Source organism: Pseudogemmobacter faecipullorum (assembly GCF_020539525.1).
GTDB lineage: Bacteria > Pseudomonadota > Alphaproteobacteria > Rhodobacterales > Rhodobacteraceae > Pseudogemmobacter > Pseudogemmobacter faecipullorum.
Genome location: NZ_JACDXX010000017.1, coordinates 1 through 21,736 on the forward strand (window position 1 = coordinate 1; position 21,736 = coordinate 21,736).

The window sequence follows — 21,736 nt, forward strand, 5'->3', positions numbered from 1 at the left end:
TCGCAACGTCCGGGAATGGTTTGCCGCCCGCAACCAGTTCGCCATAATGTTCGGCGAGCGCTTCGCCGCTTGAGTATCTGAAACCGCATGGACCGGCCCAGATACACAGACTTCAGGACAGTCCCCGTCTTTGACCATTTGCGCCGATGTTGGGCTCAGCTGCTGGTCGGTCGTGATATAGCCCGGAACCGCCTTGCGCTTACCGTCATCCAGTTGGCGATCTTCCAGCGACAGGGCCAGCTTCAGCACCTTGCCGATCTCGGTGGTGATGTTCAGGCCCTCGATGTCGTTCCAGCGCGAACAGGTCACCTCAATGAAGTCGCGGCGCGACAGGTTCCGCAGATAACCGAGGCCCGGCACAGTGGCGTCATAGATCACCCTTCCGGTCGGCAGATCCTTCCGCACAAATACCGCGCCATCTTCCATCGGGATCAGCGCGCGAATACGGCCTTTATAACCCCGATGGATGTAAGCCCGACCGACGCCGCGAAACACCGCCCACATGGTCAGCGTCTCGACAAACTCGACTGGCGTCATCCATTCATTTGGGCCATCCCGGCCACAGAGCCGATCCCAAAGTTCCCCCTCCCGGATGGGCGTCTTGATCGTGCGGCCAAGGCGGTCATGGGTGAGCTCCCCCACCGTGATAGGCAGAGATGAAACACCCTCCGCAATGCGCAGCCCGGCAGCAAGTGCGGCGGTAACCTTCAGCTGTTTTTCGCGCCCGCTGATAAAGCGTTCAGTCAGCTGCTCCTGATAAAAGCGATTCCCTTCGCCCGCGGGATCACCGCTTTTGCGTGAAAAGGGCCAGAGATCGGCAAGATTCATGTGAACAGCACCCCGGCTTCCATATAGCTGCGCTTGCCCTTGCGCTCAGCTTTCGTGGCGCCCACCCCCATGGCGAGCGCGACCATGCCGTCGATCCGGCCCCGCTGACGCTGCTTGTCGAAAGCCTGGTTGCCTTGACCGTCCGAGATAAGGACGGTGTTCGCAGCGCAGACATGCGTCATTTTGTTGTCTTCGATCAGGATCTCACGCTTCAGGATCTTGTCCGTCAGGCGTGAGATGGAATGCGGCATACAGAGCTGCCGCCCCTCAAATGCGATCCGCGTGCCCTGGGCATGGGTCACAATCTTAAGTCCGGATCCCTCCGGAAGATCAGGCCCCATAAAGCGCCAGACCTCGAATCCGATCTGCTCACAGGCGGCGATGAAATCCGACACATAGGCCGGATCTACCACCAGAGCCTCAACCTTCTGCTTGGCGCACAGCAGGCGTACCTGCTCGGCAACATAGGTGTAGTCGATCACCTCGCCACGCACAGCTGTGATGTGACCGGCCTTCACATAGGCCTTGTAGGGCGTCCGGTCCTCTGCCTCGCGCCGGTCTAGCCCACCTTCGGTCGTCCAATACCAGAGCTTGGCAGTCAGACTGTCTTCATCATCGCGCCAGACAGCGGAAAGCGCGGTCAAATCGTTCTTTTTGGACAGATCGAGGGCCAGAACGCAGGGGATATCCCGCAAAAGCTCGGCAACAATCACGTCCTTCGACTGAACCGCGCGCCAAGCGCTCTCATCCGAAAGCCAGAACCCGGACGACCCGACCGGGCGACCGAAGTACAGGCGTTCCGTTGCCAACCTCTCAGATGGCATATGCTTTGCCGTCTCAACCCGGCGCCGCACATTCTCGATGGGATATGTCACCCCAAGAGCTGGCAGCGCCTTGATCCAGCACGCTTCATCCGTGAATGGGTCGTCTTCCTCATCGACCCGGGCGATATAGCTGAACGCGCTATCATCCTCGATCATCCCGACCGCAACGCGCTGGTAAAACTCGCTGTAATCCGTCCCGACCGCCTGATCCGCCGCCGGGGTATTGGTGCCAAGGATCATCAGCGGATCGCCCGGCATCTTGTCGACAGCGGCCTTCCAGAGCTGGATCGCCTTATCCGTCCGCATTTCGTGGACTTCATCCGCAAAGACAGCAATGGGCTTCGGTCCGGAAATACTGTCCTGCGAAGCCACCGGCAAGAACTTCGCTCCTGCCGCAGGAACCTCGATCTTCCAGGCATTGTCGCCAGTGCCGCGAATAATCACCCGGCCAAGGCTCTCCAGCGTTGCCCCGTCCTTTCCGGGAATTTCAGCCCTGCACAGCGCAACCGCATCCGAAAAAAGCACCTTCGCCTGATCACGGTCGTTGGCGATGGCATAGGCTTCGGCTCTGGGAACACCGTTAAAGCCGATCATGTAGAGCCCGATAGCCCCCATCAGAGGGCTTTTGGCCTGTCCCTTTCCGGTCTCCAGCCAAGCGTGCCGGAACCGGCGCGTGCAGTCCGCATTCCGCCAGCCAAAAAGACTGCCGACGACGAACGTCATCCAGTCCAGCAGGTGGAACGGCTGGCCCGCCTTGGCTCCGGCAGTCACGGTGAACATGGCCGGGAAGAACCGGAAGGCCCGCTCTGCTTCGACCGGATCAAACCGAAGCCCTCGCTTTGCGCCGTCAGTTAGGTCTTTCAGATGGCGCTGACACGAAGCCCGGACGAATTTTCCAGCGGTTATCTCGCCCGAAACGACCTTACTGGCGTATGCCGTTGTTGGATCCAAGGAACTCATCTGCAGGTGCGCTCCCCTTCGGCGGCTTATCAGCGGCTGGCTGTGGTTGCGCCTCCCCGAACATTGCCTTCTCCAGCTTTAGCATCCGGTCATTGAGCTTTTCGACCGCGGCCCATTCAAAGCTGAAAACATCGCCGCCATTCGGCCCAACTTTCACCGGGCCATCCTCTGCTGCGCCTGGGTACAAGGCCTCATATTCGACCCGCGCCCGGACATATCGGTCGGCCCTGGCCAGATTAGCAGCTGTAATAGCCTGGGCCTCGGTCAGCGCCGCAATAACCTCGCGCCAGAACAGCTTCGCCTGCTCAACCCGCGCCTCATCGCCCCGGAAGATGGCAACGTATCTAGGCGCAACAGGCCTTTTCGGAGCCATAGAAGAGCCTCCTATGTTGGCTTCTGACCCCTACCCCCTTTTCGGGCCGCTCGGAGTGCAAACGAAGGGGGGACGCGGGTCTCTGGAGCCAAGGGGGGGCTTTAAAAATCTGGGGGGGTGGCCCTCACTTCGCCCAAGGATGACCGGGATCAATCGACCGACCATCTTCATCGTGCCCCGCGATGAAGCCGCGATGACTGGCCTCTTGTGCTGCACGGTCATGGCACGCTTTACAGACCGCCATCAGGTTTGCCGGATCGGTGAACAGTTGCCAGTCCCCCTTGTGGTCCAGCTTGTGGTGGACGATGGGAGCATTGGGCGCGAGATGCCTGCCGATCAGAAGGCTTCCGCATCCCGGCCACTGACAGCGATAGTCATCCCTCGACAGGATCTGCTTGCGAAGGGTGGTCCATGCCTTGGTATTGTAGAGCGCACGGTGCTCGGGGCGGTGCCGGGTGCCGGGCTGACCTCGCCAGCCGCCGTTAGATTTCTTCACCATCATGAACCAGCGCGAGGCGACACGGCACATCGATCACGCGCCCAGCCAAGCCGAGCAGCCAGCATGCAACGCTAGTGCGCAGGGTGAAGCTGCGAGGCATGCGCACAGTCAGTGTCACACCCTGCATCACATCCTTGTTTGTCAGCTTCAGCGATCCGATTTCAGCCATGGCTCGTCTCCATAAAAGCGCCGGGGCTCTCACCCTAGCCAGTCCAACAGGGAGGTGCCCATTGACCCAAGGTCGCAAACTCCCTCAACTGAGAAGGTTTGCGAACCTTAACGATTGGGAAGGATCTGTCATGGCACGATACAGCTACGTCGCTCGTTGGGAAATTAACGGCGAGGCTTTCTACGAGGCGAGCGAAGTGACAGATGCTCTCTGCGATGGGCAGAAGTCGATTGTGGGAAAAGTGCGCAGCCAGATAATTGACCGCTACCCCGTTCTGAAAAACTGTGACCCGGGAGCCATCGAAGTTGTGCTTGGCGTTGTCCGCAATGGCAGGGAACACAGACTGAATATTCGCTGAAACCTTAGAAGCTTTCTCACTTTTAACCTGAGGTCTCAAAGCTGCAATAAGGTCCTCGAGTACGATGGCATCATCTTGCCTACGACTTTGACAATCTTTCACCCGGTTGTTGCACGAATCATCCAGCACACCCCTATGATTGATTTTTCACAGGAAGGAGATTGCAATGGGACAGAAATGGACGACTGCGCATATGCTCGCTTGCCGTGATGCTGAAGGGCAGCTCGCTCGGGTCTATCATCAAATTGATGCTACCGACGGGGATATCGCCCCCGATGAAAGGTTTGTGCTTGGCAACGGTGAGCTGGTCGAGCGCCTTGAATATCCGTTAGACGCCTACCTGCGGGAAAATGGCGAGACGCTAAGCGGTCCCGGCATCAGCCTAGCCTGAAATAAAGACGCCCGCAGGATTTACCCGCGGGCGCGTCCGGATCTCTGTCAGCCCCTAGTCTTCGTTCAGCTGCTTGAGCGGCTGATCCTCGCGCTGATCTTTCGCTGGCGGCTTCGGCTTTTGGTCGGGAGAACTAGGTGCCTTTGGCTGCTTCTTTTCCTCTGTCATTGGCTGATCCTCCTGAGGTTGCTGCTGCAACTTCAAAAGATAACCCGAGGCGTTGGGGTTAGTTCCGCAGCCACTACGCCTTGAGGTGCCACAAATCCTTTGCCGACTCAACCTGCGGTAGATCAGGCTGGCGGGATTAGAGAGGGAGGAGATTATGCGGACTATAAAATTCGACGCCATAGACGCGGTTGCGAAAGAAGCGATGATTTACACGGCTTTGCTGACAGTTTTGGTAGCGAACGGCCTCGATCAGAGGGAGATTAAAGACATTATAATGCAAGTCAGAGATTTGTCTGACCGAGCCTTCAAACAGCAAAAGTTTCCGCCAGACTGAAACACAAAAAGCGAGCCGTGGTTTTCCCATGACTCGCTCAAAGTCTGATCCGAGGCGAGGCGTTCCCCCGAAGGTGCATGACTGCCTCCCTCGGAATGCAAAACGCCCGGCAGGATTTCTCCTCCGGGCGCACCTATTGCAGCCCCCACTATGTCAAGGGGGCTAGGATTTCGCAAGCCCTATCTTGCGATCCACGGCTTAAGCGGGGGCATATCCAGGGTCAGTTCGATCCCACTCAAGATGCCGAGGCCGTCCAGCTCAGCTCTGATCCACAAGAGCGCGCCATACCAGCCGAGATACCGTCGATGCGCGGCGGCGATCTGCGACCCGGTTGGCGTAATGACCACGGGGCAATAGAGCACCGGCTCCTCATGCACCCTGCCCTTGCGACCGATGCGCCTCTGGATGGGCCAACCCTCGCCGCCGAGGTGCTGAGCATCTTCGGTGATTGACCTCTCGCCGTATCGGTTCGTGCGCATACCGCAGGGCTGGATCCTCGGGCGGGCGTCTCGCATCCAATCCGGCACGGTCCCGGCCCGGGCGTGCTCAGCCACGAACACCGCCATCTGCCGCCCGCCATGACCAGCAGGCAGGCTGGCGACCGCTGAGGCGATGATTTCCGCATCCCATGCCGGATCGGATCGGCCGCCGCCATCAATCTCGCAGCCGATGGCGCCGCGCTGCATCATGAGCCAGATCCCATCGACGCCCAGGCGCTGCCCGCCAGAGGTCTCGCCAATCTCGTCAAACTCAAGCTGGGCGCGCTCGGTTCCGAATGCCCATTCAAGCGCGCGCTGGATCGACATGACCCTCTTTACCCCAGCAGAGAGCTGAACGCTGGGGGGTTTGGCCTGTGATCCGGGCTGCCCGACCCGGGCGGGATAATCCGGCACCGCCTTCAGCGGGGCCACCTTGCGTTGCACGCGCACCACCCGTCCCGCTGCGATTGCCTCATCCCGCAGTCTGATTTCCTCGGGTGTCATTCTGCTCATCTGTCCCTCGTTGGTCTATTTGCGGTGCCGCTGCTTGCATGCGGCTTTGCCCTTTGCGCGCTTGCTGGTTGGCGCGGTCGGTTTCGGCTGGCTGGGCTTGCGCCCGGCGGTGTAGCGGGGCTCAGGCTGGGGGCCGAGCAGGTCGGCCAGTGACAGTCCCACGATCTGCGCGGCCATGCGGTTGAAGGTCATTTGCCCCACCCCATCAGCAGCCACGACAGATGGATCACGCAGACCGCCATCGCCAAGCTGTATGCCAGCATTTTCCTGAATTCGGCTTCCCGGCGCTCAAACCAAACGCTGCGCTCGGCCAACAGGCCGTGCACCCACTGATCAGCATCAGCGACCCGTTTGCGCTGCTCAATGATCCGAACAAGATCAATTGCGGCCTCCCGGCTCAGTGTGATTGAAAAGCCTTCCGGGTTCAGCGCGGCAGCCACCCGCAGCCTTTCGGCTAGGCCGAGTTCTTTCCCCATCCATCAGCCCTCCCCTGCCTGTGCGGGCTGTAAGATCGCGTCGGCGGGGGTGCGGTTACATGCGCGAAGCGGGTCAAGCTCTGGCAAGGCCGGATCAATCAGTGCAAGCAGGAACGTGCGCATCATTCCGACCGGAGCGCCGTCCGCTGTTGCTCCGCTGGCCGATAGATCCTCGAATGCCTGCGCGGCGAACGATCCGGCGAGAATGAGGCGATGTGCAGCCTCGCTCTGATCCCGTGCGTCACCACTGAACCACGCATCGAAGGTTTCGAGCATATGGCGAGCGGCCTCTGTCCAGTCAGGTGCCGCCTCGATCAGCGCCGGGCGCTCGGCCTCCAGCTCGGCACTATGCGCCCGCTTGAATGCTTCAATTGATGCCACCGCGATCTGCTCGACTGTATCGTCACCGTCGCGGCTGTTTATCCATGACGCCACTGCATCAGCGACAGCCTGAACTTCGGGCGAAACTGGCTGCGGCAGCATCAGAGCGTGATTTCTGGCCTCAAGCTCGGCAATGCGGGCCTCGGCGGCCTCCCTCTCCACAATGCAGCTTTCCCATGCCGCGTTGAGGTTCTTGACTGTCTTCCGCAGCCGTTCCACCTCTGCCCGCAGGCTGGCGTCGGAGGGGTGGGCGTTGAGCAGATCAGAGATGAGGCGCACGTCATTCTCAGTCCAGACCCGGCAGATTTCCATGCCAGTATCAAGAGAAATAACCCCGTAATCGCAGCACTCTGCTGGCATGCTTTTGCAAGCGCGCGCCTCGTATTTGCGCGCCACCGGCTCCCCTTGCGCGGCGTCCGTCACCGCCCCGGCCTTGGCCTGTTCCAGCGCGGCGGGGGTGGCGCGAAGGATGTGCTCTTTGACCAAGCCCGAGATTTCGCGGGCCCCGCAGGCAGCGCATCGTTCGCCCGCGATCCGGGCCGCATCTTCATACGCCGCCGCGATCAGCGCCGGGCGCTCGGCCTCAAGTCTGTCGATGACAGCCAGAAGACTGGGGATCTGCTCTGCCTCTTTGGCTGCGGATTGTGCTGCATCCCGCTCGGCATTTGCTGATGCAACGGCCCCACGCCAGAAATCGCGCTCGGCCTCAAGCTCGGCAATGCGGGCCTCGGCGGCAAGACGCTTCCCGAGTTCGCCGGAGTATAGCCGCTTAGTATTGCGCACGTAATCTCGCATCTGCTCCACCTCTGCCCGCAGGCTGGCGTCGCAGGGGTGGGCGTAGAGGGGCTGCACCTCCCACCAGAAGACCGGCTTATCGAACAGATACCAATTTTCGGTTTCGCTGAGACGGGCACGCCACGCCACTGGCTCCCCTTGCGCGGCGGCAGGGAGCGCGCGGATAGCGTCAGACGCTTTCAGCCCAAGGGAGACGTGGCGAGTTTCTGCGCACACAACATATGCAGCGTTTGCCGCCGCCGCCCGGCTGATCAGGCCGCCCGGCCCGCCCATTTTGTTGCCGTCACCAATATGGTCGCTCGCCGGTTCTGCGGTGTCAGGGGTCTGAGCGACCAAACCGCCCGCCCCTTCAAAATCTGCATCTAATCTTAATGATTCATTTACCTTGCGCGACTCACCAGATGAGAGCAGCGTCATACGCTCAGGGAGTAACGAGTTATCGCGTGCGGGGCTGCTGGCCCTGTCCCCAACTCCGCCAGTGGCCCTTGCGATATCACCTTTCCCTGGCTCGCCCGTAATACTGGGGGGCGACGGGCGAGCATTTGCAGCCTTCAAATTCATTTTGTCAGTCATGCGAACAGCTCCAGCTGTGCCGGCGCAGCCGGGCGGGTTGAAAGGGCGGCAGCCTCAGTCAGGGCGCGGGCTGCTGCGGACCTGAGCCAGCTGGCATATTCGGGCTGCCGGCTGCTGCGGGCCGCGGCCTCACCCTCGTATACGGCAGCCGCGCGCAAGGCTTCGTCGTAGGGATCGCGGGCGGGGTTCATGCCGCTCCCTCGCTAGCGATGGCGACAGTATCCGAGGCGCGGGCAGCGCGTGAGTAAGTCACCACATGCCCAGCGCGATGGCCGTTTATGCGCCCGGCCTCACTGAGCATATGGATCGCCGCTATGGCTGAGCAGCGTGCCACGCCGAGCGCTGCCTGGATCTGTGCTGTTGTGCTTCCGTTTTCGCTGATGGCTTCTGCGGCGCGCTCCATGAGTTCCCGGCTGACCGCCTTTCTGGCAGGCTGGCCCTTGGTTGCCCGGCGCATTGCGGCGTTCTCCTGCCCAGCGCTTTTGGCCATCATGCTGGCGTACTGTTCCTCTGTGACGATGGCGCGCTTTAGCACCGGGCTTTTCGGCGGCAGCACTTTGGGAGAGATGTGGGTGCGGTAGTGAAACATGCGGGCTCCTGTTGAGCTGGCGCTGTGGCGCTTTTGATTATCGACGGATTCCGGCGGCCCGGAGCTTCTCAGCACTCACGAGGCCTGAGGCCCAAAGCGCTGAGGCAATCGCAGGGGAGACGGCATTCGGAGGAATCCAGCTTCCGGCGTTGATCTTCTCTGCCCAGAAGGCTGTGACCTCTTCGGTCGTCGCGGCTTTCCTGGCAGCCTGGGGCTTTTTGCCCTTCACAGGCTTTGGCAGCATCAGGTGATCCAGAGCCTTGGGCCCCTCGGGGGGGTTCGGGTTCGCTTCCCGGGACTGATGGCAGATGCTGAGGATCGCCTTCTCGCTCAGACCACTCTCGAGCCATCGGCGAATGTGAGCTTTAGCCTGGGGGCCTTGCCACCATTTCCCGCCTGCCTCCAGATCTACCCCTAGTGCCCCGGCTACCTCCCCAAGGAATTCATCAGAGACAGAAACCTCCTCCTCCTGCGAGCGCTCGCGCGAGGAGGTTCTAAGAAGGTTCTTAAAAGGATCCTCTCCGGTGCACCGGAGTTTGCCTGGGTCAAAACTGGAGTTAGCCTGGCCCAAAACTGGAGTTTGCTTTTCAGCTGTCTCCGGTCCACCGGAGTTAGGGCTAACTCCATTTTCCGGAGTTTGCTCAGGCAGCAGATCAAAGTCGCACCCCAAGATGTAGTAGGTGCGCCTCTCGCTGGTCCCGGGCACGGTCGACCGGCGGCGGATCAAAAGCCCCTCTTCCTCCATCGCGGAGAGAGCGTCATTGAGTGCACCATTCGACAGCCCCGTTCGCTCCCGCAGGGTCTCCTGCGAGGGATAGCAGGCGATCATCGGATCACGCTCCATGTTGTGATGATCGCAGAGATGGAACAGTACCCGGAAAGCACCGGATTTGACCCGCGACGGCTCAAGGCTGGCGAGCCAGAAATTTGCCTTGTGGCTCATTGCTTGGCCCTCCGGGTCTGCTCACGCTTCACACCATCCCGGACTGAGCTGCGGTTGCGATTGAGGGCCTTGCCGATCTGCGCCAGGCTGAAACCGGCCGCCTGAGCCTCGAACATTGCTAGCTGGCGGGCCTCATTCAGGGATCGGTATCCGTCAGCCGACGACATCTCAGCAGCCGTGAACCCGGCAGCCAGCGCAATGGTGTCAATGATATCCTCAAGCCGGACCACAGAGCAGCGCGCGACGACGATCTCAGTCACCCTCGCCCGGCAGACATCTGGCATTTCCCATGGCGGGGTGGGGATTGTGGGTGCGCGGCTCATCCCTGCCCCCGATCGATCTCAGCGCGGCGCCGGTGGATCACAGCCTGCAGCTCAACGGTCAGCTCGCCTTCCACATGCAGGGCCTCAGCGATAGCGATCAGATCAACAGTCGTCGTGGCGCTCTGAATGGACCGGCTGAGATGCTCTCGACGGATTGGGCTCATGACGCCACCCCGCGAACTGCAATCATCCGTTCTGCAAGGAAGCGGATCTGCTCCCATTGGTTCAGGCGCACATCAGTGATCGCGCGGGCACTGACGATGCACTCTCCTGGCTCAACGTCCCGGCACCGCATATAGGTGCCGCCCATCAGCCACTTGTCATCCGGGGTGGCGCCCATGCCGTGCAGCAGGTCGTGGATCGCCTTCAAGCGATTGTCACTGTCGCCGAGGTGCGATTGAGGCAGGCGGATATCAGTCCAGTACCAAGTATCAGCGGGCAGGTTGTGCCATGCGCCTGCCGCTCGAGCCTGATTGATCCGCCAGCCGGCCTCTTCCAGCCAGCCGGTATATTTGACGTGCTTGCGACGCCCCTGCCCCATGCCAGACCAGAGCGCATTGACGCTTGGTGGCAAAGGCAGCCTGATCGAGCCCTCAATCATGCGGCCCTCCCGTGGAAAATGGCTGGGCCGGACGCGCGAGCATCAAAAAGATGCCAGGCACAGTTGTCCTTGCCGGTATATTTTGTTTCCGGAATCCACCTGACCCGCCCGACCGAAACGATGGCGCGCAGGAATGGCGTAAACTCGGCCGCCTGACGGGTGTGGACCCAATCAGCATCGAACAGCAGCCAGCTGGGCCTGATCGCGGCAAAGTGCCGGATCATCGGATGCAGGAGATCTCGCGCCCAGGGTGGGTTGGTGATGATGTAATCGGCACTCTGACAATACATATCGAGGGTGTCGCCGAGGGCATCGAAGGTGATCACATCCGGATGGCGCGGCGCGATATCCAGCGCGTAGAGGCAGGATGCGCCCTCACCCTCCAAAGCCTTCACCAGCGCCAGATCACCGGCGCAGGGCTCAACGAAGGACGTGCCGTATTCCAGATGCGGCAGCAGCGGCAGGACTGCTGCCCGAGGCGTCGGATAAAAATCGCGCTCCCGCCTTTCAAATGACGACCGCTTTCCCATCACGCGACCTCCGACTGAGCAAGCTCGTGGTCGATGCGGTGAAGCACGCCTGCCAGGGAATTGCGTGACCGCCCAAGGCGGTCAGCGATCTGGCCGCAGCTCAGCCCGCTATCCCTGAGGGCCAGCGCACGGAGCATCTCGGCATCGGTCCAGAATGACCGAGGGGTGGCGGGGGCACTCATGACGCCCCCCGCGAAACACGGCGTTTCCGCTCCGCTGACAGTGCCGGGGCTTGAACGGGTGTGGTGGCGGGGCCATGTGGGACGGGATGAGGATTTTCAGCCATATAGGCCCGCACCCGGTCCATCGTGCGCGGCAAGCACTGCCCGCCGCGGAGGAGCCGCGGGAAAAGCTCTTTGTCATCGACTGCATAACGCCCAAGGGTGACAAGCTTAATGCCACGGGCGGAGCAGTATGCTCGTGCTTCATTGAGAAAGTCTTGGATCATGGCCTATGGTAGGATTTTACTCCTACACGGTCAAGGATTATAATCCCAGTGCGACATGCTGCATATCGTGGGATAAAAATCCCATGGAAAAACGTGATCCCTTTATCGAGGGGCTTCGCCTTATTCTTGCGGCCAAGCCTGAACTTAAGCCCGCGCCGCTCGCTGCGGCGGCCGATCTGGATAATTCAACGCTACGCAAGGCTCTCGCTGGCTCAATCAAATCACTGACGGTCGATAAAGCCGCCCGGCTTGCGAAGGCCGCTGGCTTCGAGCTGAGCACAATCATCGCCCTAGGTGAAAGCTCTAATGGCCCCCAAATCGTGGATCTTGCTGCAGCAATAATGGCGGCTGACGAAGCTGTGAGGAAAGAGGTTGAGGGGTATCTCCGAGTGAAGCTTGCTCAATCCAACACTGCAGAGTAGCCAGCTCCCTTACCGACAAGGTAAGCAGGGCGCCGACCACTTCGCCATCCGTCATTTTCCGTTCAGTCATTTTCCGTTCAGTCATTCACGGCTCTCCCGGGCCATCACACCGCGCCAGATCCCAGCGCAGTCTGTCGGTATAGGCGTGGAGCTACGAGGCGCGGGCCGAGCGTCGTCTTGCCTTGCGATAAGAACACAACATGAACACACAGAGCGGTGTCAACCTCGGGATAAGCGGGCATTGACCTTTGCGGTGGATAACTCCGGCGGGGGTCACTGCAGCGCATAGTTACGCTTTATTTGATTCTTTCGCCATTTTAGCGTAACTCACCTTCTGCGCAAGATGGGACAGCACAGGCCATGATGCTTGCCCGAATCCACAGCCGAGCGCAGGATTTCTCAGGGGGAATTCGGCATGGACAAAGAGCTCCGCATCATAGAACTCGAACGAGAGATCAACGACACGCGGAAAGCGGCGGTCCATATGATCCTCGGCATGGCACAGGCCATTGCCCCATCAGCGGAGGGACGGGCTGATCTGGCTGTAGGCTTCCGCGAGGCGGCGGAGGCATGCGATGATCCGGCCACGGCTCGGCTTGCTCGCCTGGTGGCTTTGGCTCTGCTGAAGATGTAGGGGCGGGCAGACAACGGGGTGATGCGCCATCTCTGACGGTGAGGAGGTTCCCGGGATGTTCTGGGTGGCGAATCGTGCAGCGAGAACGCGAAGATCAGGCATGAAAATTTCAAACCTGCCCGATGAACTCCTCATAAAGGTGGCTCACCTGGTTGCAGAATTGATCGCGGATGGTGAGATCCCTGAATGGGAGCAGGCCGAGCTTGTGAAAAGCTTAATCGCAGATCTGCCCAAGCTTCAGCCGGCAGCCCTGGAAGAGCTGCTGCGCCGGGCTGTAGTAAAGCTGCGCGCCTTAGCTTGAGCCCTGATAGGCCTAGGGAGCGACCATGGCGAACCTTCCAAAGCCCCCCCGGGAACGCACAGCCCGTGCCCTGTGCGCGCACCACGGCCTGCCGCCGGATGTCACGTTTGAAGGCCGGGCAATGTGGCTGAGCTACCTACCGCAGGTCGATGCTGTGCTGCGGACCGCGCTCAGGGATGAGGACTGGGCGGTGATGGTGGAGGCGGAGCTGGGGTAAACATTGAGCAAGAAGGACGCGACGGAGCCTCTAACCCAGGATTGAGTCAGTTGGCGAAATGTAGGGTAAGCTGCCGCAAATGCCGAGCGCATGTTTTCAATCTGTTGCAGAATCACAGATCCACGTGAAGACTTCGCTCAATTACTCCTGAAAGCGATTTTCATGTTAAACCAGCCGATTAGCATCTACCTAGAGCTGAAGCCCGGCGAGACCGCGGAGCTTGCCATTGTCGCACGCGCAGCTCTTGACCTAGATAGAGCATTCCGGGAGTTAGCCTTCCTTTTTGATCCCAGTGCGAAAGTGCAGCTGGACCTCGTGGAGGGTGAAGTCGGAAGCCTAAATCTAAAGGCGATAATTCGCGGTGCCACCGATAGAAAAACCCTTACCGGGGTTGCGGCAGCGCTAGCCCTTACGGTGATGTCAGATATCAGGGGATATTCCGTCGGGAAGGTGATCGATTACATCACTGGCCAATCCGAAGATGCCCAGTCGCTTTCAGATGATGATATTGACCGAATAGCTCGCAAGGTAGTCGAGGTTTCAAAGGCACCACAGGTTCAGAAACCCGTACGTCAGTTTTACAAAGAGATATCGAGTGATCAGTCAATTACTGGAGTTGGGGCCAGCCTTGAGGAGGACGCCCAGCGCCCTGAAATTATTATCCCAAGAAGTGATTTTCTCTCTCGATCTGGCGAGACATCGGAAGTCGATGACCTAACCGCGCCTAGCTATCGAGAGGAGATTGAAACCAAAGATCTTGTGCTCATCAGTCCCGTGCTTCTTGAAAAAGAAAGCAACTGGAAATTTGCATTCGATGGTCAGAGCTTTAGCGCACGTATGAAGGATTTGGCTTTCCTCGCCCGGTTGTTAAGTGGGCGCGAGAGGGTTTCGATGGTGGCAGGCGTAATCCTAACAGTCCGGATGGAAACTGTCTCGGAAATGGCTGGGGGAGTTTGGATAGTAAAGAAAAGGTCAATTCTAGAGGTACTGACAGTAGGATCCAAAAGCCAGCAAGGCCGCTTGAACTTACTTCCGAAGGATGGCGACCAATAATGTAATCACAGCAAGGCCCACAACCACGTAGTGTCCCATCGGGCGCCCAACAGCATCGATTAGAAGGGAAGCGCAGATCGCAACGGCCACCATCATCAACAGAACTGCGATCCACTGGCGCACTTCTGTCACCCCTTGCTCCGAATCCAATGTTGCGCACGAGTCATCACCTATCCTAGTGATATTTCTAACGCACTAGCAAACCGTAAAGGCCACACTTAACTGCCGAAGGCAGTATCGTTGCTGGTCCAGAATATTGCCCCACCTGCCTGCCTAGCCCTCACCGGCAGGCTTCTTCATGCGGCCAACTGCGCCAGCGCTCGCTGATATTTCTCCAGCCGCTCCAGATCACGGCTCGATAGCTCCTTGATGCGTGTCAGATCGCAGTTGTCCCGCAGGTCCAGGATCTTTACTGCCCGACCCAGCGGATCACGCCCGGCCCGGTCGATAAAGTCGGGGTAATCCTCACCGTCACGCTTTGTCACAGCCTGCAACCCTGAAGCTTGAGCGTCAGTCAGACCTTCGGCGCGCAGCTGTTCCAGTGTCCAGTCGCTATCCTCCACTACATCATGCAGGACCGCGACGACCCGCTCATCTGCCGTTGATGCCCCAAGCATGACCCGGAGTGGGTGAAGGATGTAGGGTTGTCCGCCACGGTCCATCTGTCCGGCATGTGCTGTGGCGGCGATCTGAATGGCTCTATCAAGCTGCATGGATCCTCCTGACACTGCTCCATCATGCCAGATGCCACGGCTCGGGCAACACCTCACCGGCTGGCTTTTTATATGAGGCTCGCGTGGTCAGGCGTCATCTTCAGGCAGGCTGGGCTCTTCCAGTTCGCTTACCGCCCGCATAAGGCGTGCGGACTGGTTCTGGCCCGACATCGTTGACTCAGGGGCCCGTGGGCGACCAGCATCCGCTTGGCAATCGCGTAGGCCCTGATCTCGCCGAACCTCTTCATCCTGCATAGCCGGCACCGAAGCTGACGGCCGGATCACATTTGGGCTATCCCCAGCTTTCTTCATTGTTCCCTCCAACGAAAGCGGCGGCGAGATTACTCCGCCGCCGCCACATGTCATCTCAGTGCGTTTCAGCGCTGCTGCGGCTGGCGCGGCTGGTCGCTGCCGGGCTGTTTCTGGCCCGGGTTTTGCTGTTCCTGCTGACGCCCCGGATCACCCTCTTGCGGGCGATTGGGGTCACGCACTTGCGGGTTCTTCGGGTCTTGCGGTTGCTGACGGGTCGGGTCTCTGGGGTCTGCCATAGCCTATACTCCTGTTAGCGAATATTTGCCGCGTGTCATACGCGACACATAGCTAACTGGCATCGGCATGAGTGGATCCGGCCGGCAGATGAGTGATGCCCGATCCCGCTCAAATCGAGCTCGCTGCCAGGCGCGTAACCGCCGGCCCCAGCCCAACGCTGACCCTGTGATTCTAGCATGGGTGGCATAGGGCGGAAACATAAATGGGATTATTATCCGATATCTATCTTGACGTAGGATTTTAATCCCACTACCTTCATCTCAACGCAGCGCTGAAACCTTCGGGCCGATCCTGCGGAAATCAGATGGAGAAACCCCTGTGACCAGATCCCCCGCATTAACCCTTATCCCGCGTGATGCGGGCGCGCTGACCGGCGAAATCCTCGCTGATGGCGCAGACTGTTCCATGGATAATGCCCCTGCCGTGAACGACCTGCAGCGCGTGCTTCGTCTGGCGGATTTCTTCGCCTATCGCTGCGGCGGCGCCCGCCCCGTCTCGCTTGGCTCCGGCTGCAATGTGATCCCCTTCGCCCGCCCGGAAATCCCGGTCAGCAATGTGATCCAGTTCGCCAGTCGCCAGAAAACCGACCCCACTCCGCCGACCAATGGTGCACCTGCCGCGCGGGCAGCGTGACCCTCCCCGCGCGCGCCACTTTGCCCTGAGCGCGCGCACTCCTGCCCCGGGCTGTGCAGCCCACGAGGACCGGCCCGGGGCGCCCCCTTCTTCACCGGAGACCCATCATGGCGCTGATCCACGAATACTTCACTGATGAGCCCGCCCCTAAGCCTGTGCCCGCCATCGGTGCCCGTCATGTTTTCGTCGCGCTCTTCATGACCTTCGGCCTCGGAGGTCTGATCTGGGCCGATCCGATGGGCGCGCTTACCGAGATCGCAGCCGACGACCTGTCGCGCGGGCATTACATCCAGGGGGTGACCCCTTGACCGATCCTCAGCTGCGCAAGGCCTGCTGGCTCTCCTACCACCTCGGTGGCGTACTGGCTGCGATGGTACTCATTGCCCTGGGGCTTCCTGACGATACAAAGCCTGGCTGTGAACTCAGCCTGACGCGCAATGCTTGCGAGACCAACATCGGGGAGACCGCTCCCTGATGGCCCGCTTCGGTAATTTCGCAGGCAAGGGCCCGATGGGTCTCAAGGGGGAAAAGCCGCTCAAAACGGCCAGAACGGCCAAAGCCCCGCTTCGCCGCGCGGCCCGCGACCAGCTTTGCGCCTTCCGCTTCCGTGGCTGTCAGGTAGTCGGCACCGTGGCCTGCCATATCCGCCTGCCGAATTTCTGCGGCGTCGCGCTCAAGCCTGACGATCTGTTCATGATTGATGGCTGCGCTAACTGCCACGCGATCTTTGATGACCGCTCCCGCTGGCCCGAACACGAGGTCAGCTGGCTAGATCCGCTACGGGCCCTGATGGAAACCCAGGCCCGCCGCAAGGCCGCTGGCCTGATTTCAATCGACTGAATTCACAGTTCGGAGGCAGTATGCCCGATATTTTCATGGCCCAGCGCGAGCGGGATCTTTATTCGATCCTGCGCAGCGGCGACGTTTCCCGCTGGCACAGCAATCCCGACCTTTCGCATATCCGGGAGAGCGTGGCCGAGCATCACTGCAGGGTCGCGCAGATCATCCGGGCTTTTCACCCTGCCTGCTCGCGCAATCTGCTCGACGCCGCGCTTCACCATGACTGCGGCGAGATGATCGTCGGCGATCTGCCCTCCCCGTTTAAGACCTCTTCTCCTGCAGCAGTTGACTTGCATGCGGCGGCAGAAGCGAGAGCACTGGAGGGGATGGGGATCACCATCGACCTGAGCCCCGAGGATGCGCGCTGGCTGAAGTTTGCAGACCGGGCTGCGGCGTGGTGGCATGTCCACCACCGGGCCCCTCACATCCTCCAGCGCGCTGACTGGCAGGAGACTCAGGCCTGGCTGATCCGGGGAGGCCTCTGCTCTAGGTGTCTCTGTCTCCCGTCTCTCACCAGCGCTGGCAGAGGCACCGGGCCCTGCATCGCATACCACCCAGGGCACCGAGGCAGTCGCATGAACGCGATGACGCCAAACCTTCGCACCGGGGCCGCTGCCCGTCTCACCCCTGCCAATGTCTTCGCAGAGGTGCGCTTGGCTCCCTTCGAATTCCCCGCTTACGCGTCCGCCATTCAGGCGACTATCGCACGGGACATGATCGAAGACGTGACCAACGAGCAGAAGCGCCGGGGCCTTCGCCCGGGGGCTATGCCTGCAGGCTCTGTCAAGGTGGCAGTCCAGCGGAACGCAGCAAGGATCGCGCGCACTGTTCAGCAGCAGATCCTGAGGCTCATGGCAGACGCCCCTGGCATCCCGCTCGGGACCGCAGATCTGCGCCGGGTAATGGATATCAAACCTGACAAGCTGCGCGAGGTGCTGATGCAGCTGATCAACGAGGGACGGATCACCCGCTCAGGCACCGGGCCCTACCGCTACCAGCTTACCGAGGCCCAGCGCGATCAAGTCATTTCGTATGGAGAGAGACGGTGAGCAACCAAACCTGCTTCCTGCGCGACGTGTGCGGCCACCAAATGACAATCGAGCTGGATCAGGGCGTTCACCGCTCCATTCGGTTCGGGCGGCCAGGATCAAGCTGCTACCATTTCCGGCTCAATACATGGCCCGGTCACCTCGCCATCAGTGGCGATATGGGAGGCTACATATTCTCCCGCACTTCCGACATGTTTGCATTCTTCCGTGACGTCGAAATGACGGGCCAGATCAGTCCTCAATACTGGGCTGAGAAGGCGGAGGCAGTCGACCGGCAAGGTGGGCCAAAACGCTTTAGCCTTGAGAAATTGGCCAGCGCTGTCCGCCATGATGCAGGAGAATGGCAGGTCCGCCTTGGCGACGCCGATAAGATCAGGGCTGAGGTTGATGGGCTGGCAACCAGTGACTTCAGCAACGAGCATGAAGCACACGAGGCGATACGCGATTTCGAGGCATCGGACGGCAATACCTTCGCCGACTTCGATGCCAGCCTGCGCGATTGGGATCACAATTATCTGTGGCTCTGCCGCGCCATCGTCTGGGGCATCAAACAGTACGATCTGCTGAAGGAAGGCCGCACACAAGCCGACCATGACCGGCGCGTGTTGGCCGGTGCCGCATGACCCTCCACTGCACCAAAACCGGCCGCCACTGGCTCTGCCGCACATACGGCCAGGCCCGCACCATGTCCCGCGCGCTCGGGCTCACCGACTGGGAATGGTGCCCGGCCGACACTGAGCCCGCGACCATGCGGGAGAGGACCACAGAGAGCCGGGAACGGCTGAGATATGGGAGAGGCTGATGAGCGAGACGCAAGATAATCGCTGGAGCTGGTGGGTCGGAAGCGATGATGAGCGCTTCCATACCGAATGCCAGACGCGCGAAGAGGCAGAAACCATTGCCAAGCGCGATGGCGGGGCGTGGGTGTGCCATGCATTGTCTGGCGGAAACCTGAAGGCTTCTGACAGCCTCGATATTGAGCGTCTGATTGAAGATATTGATCAGAATATGATCGAAAATTTCGGCAATGAAGATGGGGATCCGATCTTTGAGCTGAATGCTGAACAAGAAAAATCGCTGGAGGCCGCGCTGAAGGCTGCTCTCGATAAATGGCAGGAGGAAAATGGCGTGATCTGCAAGGCGTGGCAGTTCCAAGATTGCGATCCCGCTTTTTATGTGGAGACCACCCCATGATCCCGCTCACCACAGCAGACTGCCTCGCCCTCGCAGCCGCGTATTTCGTCGGCATCCTGACCATGGCCTATGCGCAAGGGAGGGGGGAGTGATGGCGGATAGGCCTATGCCTTTCAGCGCCCCGATGGTGCGCGCCCTGATCGAGGGCCGGAAGACCCAGACCAGGCGCATCATTAAAAAGCCCGCCGCGCTGGATGCGCTCAATGCCTTCGGGCCCCAGTTTCTGATCAAGCCGGGCAATGCCGATCTGACCGGCTACTCTCCCGGCGACCGGCTCTATGTCCGGGAGGAAGTCCGGTTCTGTTCCCAGATGGACGAAATCAAGCCGAGTAAGCTGTCGCGCCATGAACCGCGCGTCTATACCGCCGACAGTATGCTTTATGAACCGGCTTGCATGATGATCGAGGCTGGCAAGCGCCGCCCTCCGATGTTCATGCCCCGCTGGGCATCCCGCCTCACCCTGCTGGTGACCGAGGCCCGGGTCGAGCGGTTGCAGGACTGCAGCGAGGCCGATGCGCGCGCCGAGGGTGTTATCGCCATCGGGGCTGAGGAAAGCCCAGACCCGGACGAGCGGTCTTTCGTTTGGGCCTTCAGCCAACTCTGGGACGATATCAACGGCCCCGGCGCGTGGGATGCAAACCCATGGGTCGTGGCCGTGAGCTTCACTGTCCACCAGTGCAACATTGATCAGATGCCGGGAGGCGCAGCATGACCGACCGCGAACACATTTACACCTGCGAGAGCTGTGGCGCTCCAATCTATGCGGGGGATAAAGCCTGCCGCTTTTACACCGATGCAGCCATGTGCGCTGAACATGCCATGAAGCTGTCAGATGCACTGCGAGAGTATCAGCACGCGCTGGAAGGCGGGTATAGCCTCCTAGAGAATGAAGATTTTGACGAAGAATTCATGCTGCAGCAGATCGCCAAACTGGAGCTGCAGATCGCCCGTGAAGGGGACGGCCCGGCCGCGCTGGTGAAAGCATGACCGACCGCATGGGTGCCGAGGCGCTGCGGGCGCTCCTGCGCGAAGGCTGCGACCTGCTCAGCGTGGAAGTCGATGCCCTGCGGAGCGGCATAAGCGTCTGCGGCGTGATCAGCACAGCCCCGGAGGATGAGCCGACCCGGGAGGTCATCGCTGAATTTGAGAGCTGGATCTTGCGGGCTGGTCGTGCCGCGATGGCTGGAAAGGACGGCTGACATGGGAAAGCGCCAGACCTTCACTGAGGCGCAACTCTCGCGCGCCGTGAAGGTTGCCGAGAAGCATGGTAAGGTCGCCATCCAGACCCACCTCGGGATTGCCTTCATCGCCCCCGAGGCGATCAACCATACCGCAACAACCGAAAACGCCGCTGACGCATGGTTCCGTGAAAATGGTCAAGATTCCAGTGAAAGGTATTAACCGCATCCGCCGCAAGCTGGCGGACGGAAGCACACGCGAGTACCACTATGCCACGCGAGGCCGCGGGGCGGTTCCGTTCTGGAATGACAGCATGAGCTTCGCTATCGGCTCACCCGAATACCTGGCTGCACTCTCTGCGGCTCGTCCCGTGGCTGACATGGCCAAGGGCTTGTTCCGTGAGGTGCTCTTGGATTTCACCACCTCGCAAGACTTTCTGCGCCTGAGCCAGCGTACCCAGGCTGACATGCGCAATTCCATTTTTCACCCCACCAGCGGGATTGATCATAAGTTCGGCGCTGGACCTCGCTCGATCTTCGAGGATCCGCGCATTCGCGGCGTAGTCCTGAAATGGCGCGATGACATAGGCGGCAAGGTTGGCGATGACCGCATGCGCCATCTTCAGCGTATCGTGGGCTGGGCCCATGATCGCACCACGCTGAGGCAGAACCACCTGACCAAGCTGAAAAGCATGTATCGCTCAAATCGCTCGGAGGTATTCTGGACTGAACCGGAAATCGAGGCGTTCATCTCAGGCGCACCGCCCCACATCGCCCGCATCCTGATCGCGGCTACCGAAACCGGGCTGCGGCCCGGCGATCTGGCTCAACTCGGCAGGGCTCACATCCATCCGACGCCCGGCGGTCAGAGGATCGTAGTCTGGACGGCAAAGCGTAAACGACTGGCATCAATTCCGGTGACAGTGCGCATGGCGGCACTGATTGCTGACACCCCCGTGGGTCAGAGTCAATTCATCGTGAACAAATCCGGCCAGCCCTACCAGCACGAAAACTATCTCGGTGATGCCGTAAGCCAGTGGCGTGATAAGCTTGGCATTCGCTCGGATCTACGCCTCTACGACGCCAGAGGCACGGCAGCGACCCGCCTCCTGTGGGCAGATGCCAGCCTCAAAGAAATCGCAACCTGCATGGGATGGAGCATCAAGCATGCCTCCGAGGTGATCGGCCGATATGCAGCCCTGTCGCCAGAAATGTCGGATGGAATAGCGCAGAAGCTGGAGGCGGCCCGGAAGCGATCGTGAACAGTTTTGCAAAACGAACTGCAAAACGGACCACCTGAAAACCTGCTAAGTGTTGGTCGGGGCGGAGGGATTCGAACTCTCGACCTACGGTACCCAAAACCGTCGCGCTACCAGGCTGCGCTACGCCCCGACTGAG

The 21,736-nt window shown here is 60.2% G+C and carries 35 protein-coding genes, 1 tRNA gene and 1 pseudogene; 18 read left to right on the forward strand and 19 right to left on the reverse strand.

Going from position 1 to position 21,736, the window contains the following annotated elements; all coding sequences use genetic code 11:
* Nucleotides 1-141 precede the first annotated feature (141 nt).
* The 5 genes and pseudogenes from H0485_RS15975 to H0485_RS15995 all read right to left on the reverse strand — a co-directional run.
* Nucleotides 142-828, reverse strand: a pseudogene (locus H0485_RS15975) (phage portal protein); the annotation flags it as partial.
* Complete coding sequence (locus H0485_RS15980) at nucleotides 825-2,612, reverse strand: terminase large subunit (RefSeq protein ID WP_226936955.1); 1,788 nt, start codon at nucleotides 2,610-2,612, stop codon at nucleotides 825-827. The pseudogene H0485_RS15975 and the gene H0485_RS15980, both read right to left, overlap by 4 nt.
* On the reverse strand, nucleotides 2,575-2,985 hold the full coding sequence (locus H0485_RS15985) for a hypothetical protein (protein WP_226936956.1): 411 nt from the start codon (nucleotides 2,983-2,985) through the stop codon (nucleotides 2,575-2,577). The genes H0485_RS15980 and H0485_RS15985 overlap by 38 nt, the downstream gene beginning before the upstream one ends.
* Before the next feature lie 124 nt (nucleotides 2,986-3,109).
* On the reverse strand, nucleotides 3,110-3,487 hold the full coding sequence (locus H0485_RS15990) for an HNH endonuclease (RefSeq protein ID WP_226936957.1): 378 nt from the start codon (nucleotides 3,485-3,487) through the stop codon (nucleotides 3,110-3,112).
* A complete protein-coding gene (locus H0485_RS15995; RefSeq protein WP_226936958.1) occupies nucleotides 3,468-3,653 on the reverse strand; it encodes a hypothetical protein in 186 nt (61 codons plus the stop codon). The genes H0485_RS15990 and H0485_RS15995 overlap by 20 nt, the downstream gene beginning before the upstream one ends.
* Before the next feature lie 130 nt (nucleotides 3,654-3,783).
* On the opposite strand from H0485_RS15995, the gene H0485_RS16000 reads away from it, so the two are divergent.
* Nucleotides 3,784-4,011, forward strand: a complete 228-nt coding sequence (locus H0485_RS16000; protein ID WP_226936959.1) for a hypothetical protein — start codon at nucleotides 3,784-3,786, stop codon at nucleotides 4,009-4,011.
* 166 nt (nucleotides 4,012-4,177) lie between these two features.
* On the forward strand, nucleotides 4,178-4,402 hold the full coding sequence (locus H0485_RS16005; RefSeq protein ID WP_226936960.1) for a hypothetical protein: 225 nt from the start codon (nucleotides 4,178-4,180) through the stop codon (nucleotides 4,400-4,402).
* Nucleotides 4,403-5,083: 681 nt separating this feature from the next.
* On the opposite strand, the gene H0485_RS16010 is transcribed toward H0485_RS16005, so the two are convergent.
* The 11 genes from H0485_RS16010 to H0485_RS16060 all read right to left on the reverse strand — a co-directional run bounded on the left by H0485_RS16010 (nucleotide 5,084) and on the right by H0485_RS16060 (nucleotide 11,289).
* Nucleotides 5,084-5,887, reverse strand: coding sequence for a hypothetical protein (locus H0485_RS16010; protein WP_226936961.1), 804 nt, complete (start codon nucleotides 5,885-5,887; stop codon nucleotides 5,084-5,086).
* Between the two features lie 24 nt (nucleotides 5,888-5,911).
* Nucleotides 5,912-6,088, reverse strand: a complete 177-nt coding sequence (locus tag H0485_RS16015; RefSeq protein WP_226936962.1) for a hypothetical protein — start codon at nucleotides 6,086-6,088, stop codon at nucleotides 5,912-5,914.
* Nucleotides 6,085-6,372, reverse strand: coding sequence for a hypothetical protein (locus tag H0485_RS16020; protein ID WP_226936963.1), 288 nt, complete (start codon nucleotides 6,370-6,372; stop codon nucleotides 6,085-6,087). The genes H0485_RS16015 and H0485_RS16020 overlap by 4 nt, the downstream gene beginning before the upstream one ends.
* Before the next feature lie 3 nt (nucleotides 6,373-6,375).
* Entirely contained in the window at nucleotides 6,376-7,965 is a 1,590-nt protein-coding gene (locus tag H0485_RS16025; protein ID WP_226936964.1) for a hypothetical protein, read from the reverse strand.
* 343 nt (nucleotides 7,966-8,308) lie between these two features.
* Nucleotides 8,309-8,710 (reverse strand): hypothetical protein, encoded by a 402-nt coding sequence (locus H0485_RS16030; protein ID WP_226936965.1) that lies wholly within the window; start codon nucleotides 8,708-8,710, stop codon nucleotides 8,309-8,311.
* 37 nt (nucleotides 8,711-8,747) lie between these two features.
* Nucleotides 8,748-9,653: a MarR family transcriptional regulator gene (locus tag H0485_RS16035; protein WP_226936966.1), complete on the reverse strand. Its 906-nt coding sequence runs from the start codon at nucleotides 9,651-9,653 to the stop codon at nucleotides 8,748-8,750.
* Entirely contained in the window at nucleotides 9,650-9,976 is a 327-nt protein-coding gene (locus H0485_RS16040) for a helix-turn-helix domain-containing protein (RefSeq protein WP_226936967.1), read from the reverse strand. Before H0485_RS16040 ends, H0485_RS16035 begins: the two co-directional genes overlap by 4 nt.
* Nucleotides 9,973-10,140, reverse strand: coding sequence for a hypothetical protein (locus H0485_RS16045; protein WP_226936968.1), 168 nt, complete (start codon nucleotides 10,138-10,140; stop codon nucleotides 9,973-9,975). The genes H0485_RS16040 and H0485_RS16045 overlap by 4 nt, the downstream gene beginning before the upstream one ends.
* Complete coding sequence (locus H0485_RS16050) at nucleotides 10,137-10,577, reverse strand: RusA family crossover junction endodeoxyribonuclease (protein WP_226936969.1); 441 nt, start codon at nucleotides 10,575-10,577, stop codon at nucleotides 10,137-10,139. The genes H0485_RS16045 and H0485_RS16050 overlap by 4 nt, the downstream gene beginning before the upstream one ends.
* Nucleotides 10,574-11,107 (reverse strand): class I SAM-dependent methyltransferase, encoded by a 534-nt coding sequence (locus tag H0485_RS16055; protein ID WP_226936970.1) that lies wholly within the window; start codon nucleotides 11,105-11,107, stop codon nucleotides 10,574-10,576. The genes H0485_RS16050 and H0485_RS16055 overlap by 4 nt, the downstream gene beginning before the upstream one ends.
* Complete coding sequence (locus tag H0485_RS16060) at nucleotides 11,107-11,289, reverse strand: helix-turn-helix domain-containing protein (protein WP_226936971.1); 183 nt, start codon at nucleotides 11,287-11,289, stop codon at nucleotides 11,107-11,109. Before H0485_RS16060 ends, H0485_RS16055 begins: the two co-directional genes overlap by 1 nt.
* A 349-nt stretch (nucleotides 11,290-11,638) precedes the next feature.
* Here H0485_RS16060 and H0485_RS16065 point away from each other — a divergent pair, with 349 nt between their 5' ends.
* From H0485_RS16065 to H0485_RS16085, 5 genes are all read left to right on the forward strand, one after another.
* A complete protein-coding gene (locus H0485_RS16065; protein WP_226936972.1) occupies nucleotides 11,639-11,977 on the forward strand; it encodes a hypothetical protein in 339 nt (112 codons plus the stop codon).
* 415 nt (nucleotides 11,978-12,392) lie between these two features.
* Nucleotides 12,393-12,611 (forward strand): hypothetical protein, encoded by a 219-nt coding sequence (locus H0485_RS16070; RefSeq protein ID WP_226936973.1) that lies wholly within the window; start codon nucleotides 12,393-12,395, stop codon nucleotides 12,609-12,611.
* 100 nt (nucleotides 12,612-12,711) lie between these two features.
* On the forward strand, nucleotides 12,712-12,912 hold the full coding sequence (locus tag H0485_RS16075) for a hypothetical protein (RefSeq protein ID WP_226936974.1): 201 nt from the start codon (nucleotides 12,712-12,714) through the stop codon (nucleotides 12,910-12,912).
* Nucleotides 12,913-12,937: 25 nt separating this feature from the next.
* The gene (locus tag H0485_RS16080; protein WP_226936975.1) at nucleotides 12,938-13,129 is read left to right on the forward strand and encodes a hypothetical protein; all 192 of its coding nucleotides are present in this window, start codon (nucleotides 12,938-12,940) and stop codon (nucleotides 13,127-13,129) included.
* Nucleotides 13,130-13,219: 90 nt separating this feature from the next.
* Nucleotides 13,220-14,182: an LAPAL motif-containing putative phage structural protein gene (locus tag H0485_RS16085; RefSeq protein WP_226936976.1), complete on the forward strand. Its 963-nt coding sequence runs from the start codon at nucleotides 13,220-13,222 to the stop codon at nucleotides 14,180-14,182.
* 296 nt (nucleotides 14,183-14,478) lie between these two features.
* Here H0485_RS16085 and H0485_RS16090 read toward each other — a convergent pair whose 3' ends face one another.
* Complete coding sequence (locus tag H0485_RS16090) at nucleotides 14,479-14,895, reverse strand: phosphohydrolase (RefSeq protein WP_226936977.1); 417 nt, start codon at nucleotides 14,893-14,895, stop codon at nucleotides 14,479-14,481.
* Between the two features lie 377 nt (nucleotides 14,896-15,272).
* A complete protein-coding gene (locus tag H0485_RS16095) occupies nucleotides 15,273-15,443 on the reverse strand; it encodes a hypothetical protein (RefSeq protein ID WP_226936978.1) in 171 nt (56 codons plus the stop codon).
* 319 nt (nucleotides 15,444-15,762) lie between these two features.
* Here H0485_RS16095 and H0485_RS16100 point away from each other — a divergent pair, with 319 nt between their 5' ends.
* From H0485_RS16100 to H0485_RS16150, 11 genes are all read left to right on the forward strand, one after another.
* Nucleotides 15,763-16,077 (forward strand): hypothetical protein, encoded by a 315-nt coding sequence (locus H0485_RS16100; protein ID WP_226936979.1) that lies wholly within the window; start codon nucleotides 15,763-15,765, stop codon nucleotides 16,075-16,077.
* 107 nt (nucleotides 16,078-16,184) lie between these two features.
* On the forward strand, nucleotides 16,185-16,385 hold the full coding sequence (locus H0485_RS16105) for a hypothetical protein (protein ID WP_226936980.1): 201 nt from the start codon (nucleotides 16,185-16,187) through the stop codon (nucleotides 16,383-16,385).
* A gap of 166 nt (nucleotides 16,386-16,551) precedes the next feature.
* On the forward strand, nucleotides 16,552-16,917 hold the full coding sequence (locus tag H0485_RS16110; RefSeq protein ID WP_226936981.1) for a nuclease domain-containing protein: 366 nt from the start codon (nucleotides 16,552-16,554) through the stop codon (nucleotides 16,915-16,917).
* A 20-nt stretch (nucleotides 16,918-16,937) separates the two neighbouring features.
* On the forward strand, nucleotides 16,938-17,966 hold the full coding sequence (locus H0485_RS16115; protein ID WP_226936982.1) for a YfbR-like 5'-deoxynucleotidase: 1,029 nt from the start codon (nucleotides 16,938-16,940) through the stop codon (nucleotides 17,964-17,966).
* Nucleotides 17,963-18,589, forward strand: a complete 627-nt coding sequence (locus tag H0485_RS16120; protein ID WP_226936983.1) for a hypothetical protein — start codon at nucleotides 17,963-17,965, stop codon at nucleotides 18,587-18,589. Before H0485_RS16115 ends, H0485_RS16120 begins: the two co-directional genes overlap by 4 nt.
* A 178-nt stretch (nucleotides 18,590-18,767) precedes the next feature.
* Nucleotides 18,768-19,160 (forward strand): hypothetical protein, encoded by a 393-nt coding sequence (locus H0485_RS16125; protein WP_226936984.1) that lies wholly within the window; start codon nucleotides 18,768-18,770, stop codon nucleotides 19,158-19,160.
* A gap of 124 nt (nucleotides 19,161-19,284) precedes the next feature.
* Nucleotides 19,285-19,872, forward strand: a complete 588-nt coding sequence (locus tag H0485_RS16130) for a hypothetical protein (RefSeq protein ID WP_226936985.1) — start codon at nucleotides 19,285-19,287, stop codon at nucleotides 19,870-19,872.
* Nucleotides 19,869-20,147 (forward strand): hypothetical protein, encoded by a 279-nt coding sequence (locus tag H0485_RS16135; protein WP_226936986.1) that lies wholly within the window; start codon nucleotides 19,869-19,871, stop codon nucleotides 20,145-20,147. Before H0485_RS16130 ends, H0485_RS16135 begins: the two co-directional genes overlap by 4 nt.
* Entirely contained in the window at nucleotides 20,144-20,359 is a 216-nt protein-coding gene (locus H0485_RS16140) for a hypothetical protein (RefSeq protein WP_226936987.1), read from the forward strand. The genes H0485_RS16135 and H0485_RS16140 overlap by 4 nt, the downstream gene beginning before the upstream one ends.
* A 1-nt stretch (nucleotide 20,360) precedes the next feature.
* The gene (locus H0485_RS16145; RefSeq protein ID WP_226936988.1) at nucleotides 20,361-20,561 is read left to right on the forward strand and encodes a hypothetical protein; all 201 of its coding nucleotides are present in this window, start codon (nucleotides 20,361-20,363) and stop codon (nucleotides 20,559-20,561) included.
* Entirely contained in the window at nucleotides 20,533-21,600 is a 1,068-nt protein-coding gene (locus H0485_RS16150; protein WP_226937062.1) for a tyrosine-type recombinase/integrase, read from the forward strand. Before H0485_RS16145 ends, H0485_RS16150 begins: the two co-directional genes overlap by 29 nt.
* A gap of 53 nt (nucleotides 21,601-21,653) precedes the next feature.
* On the opposite strand, the gene H0485_RS16155 is transcribed toward H0485_RS16150, so the two are convergent.
* Nucleotides 21,654-21,730: transfer RNA gene (locus H0485_RS16155), tRNA-Pro, on the reverse strand.
* Nucleotides 21,731-21,736: the final 6 nt, after the last annotated feature.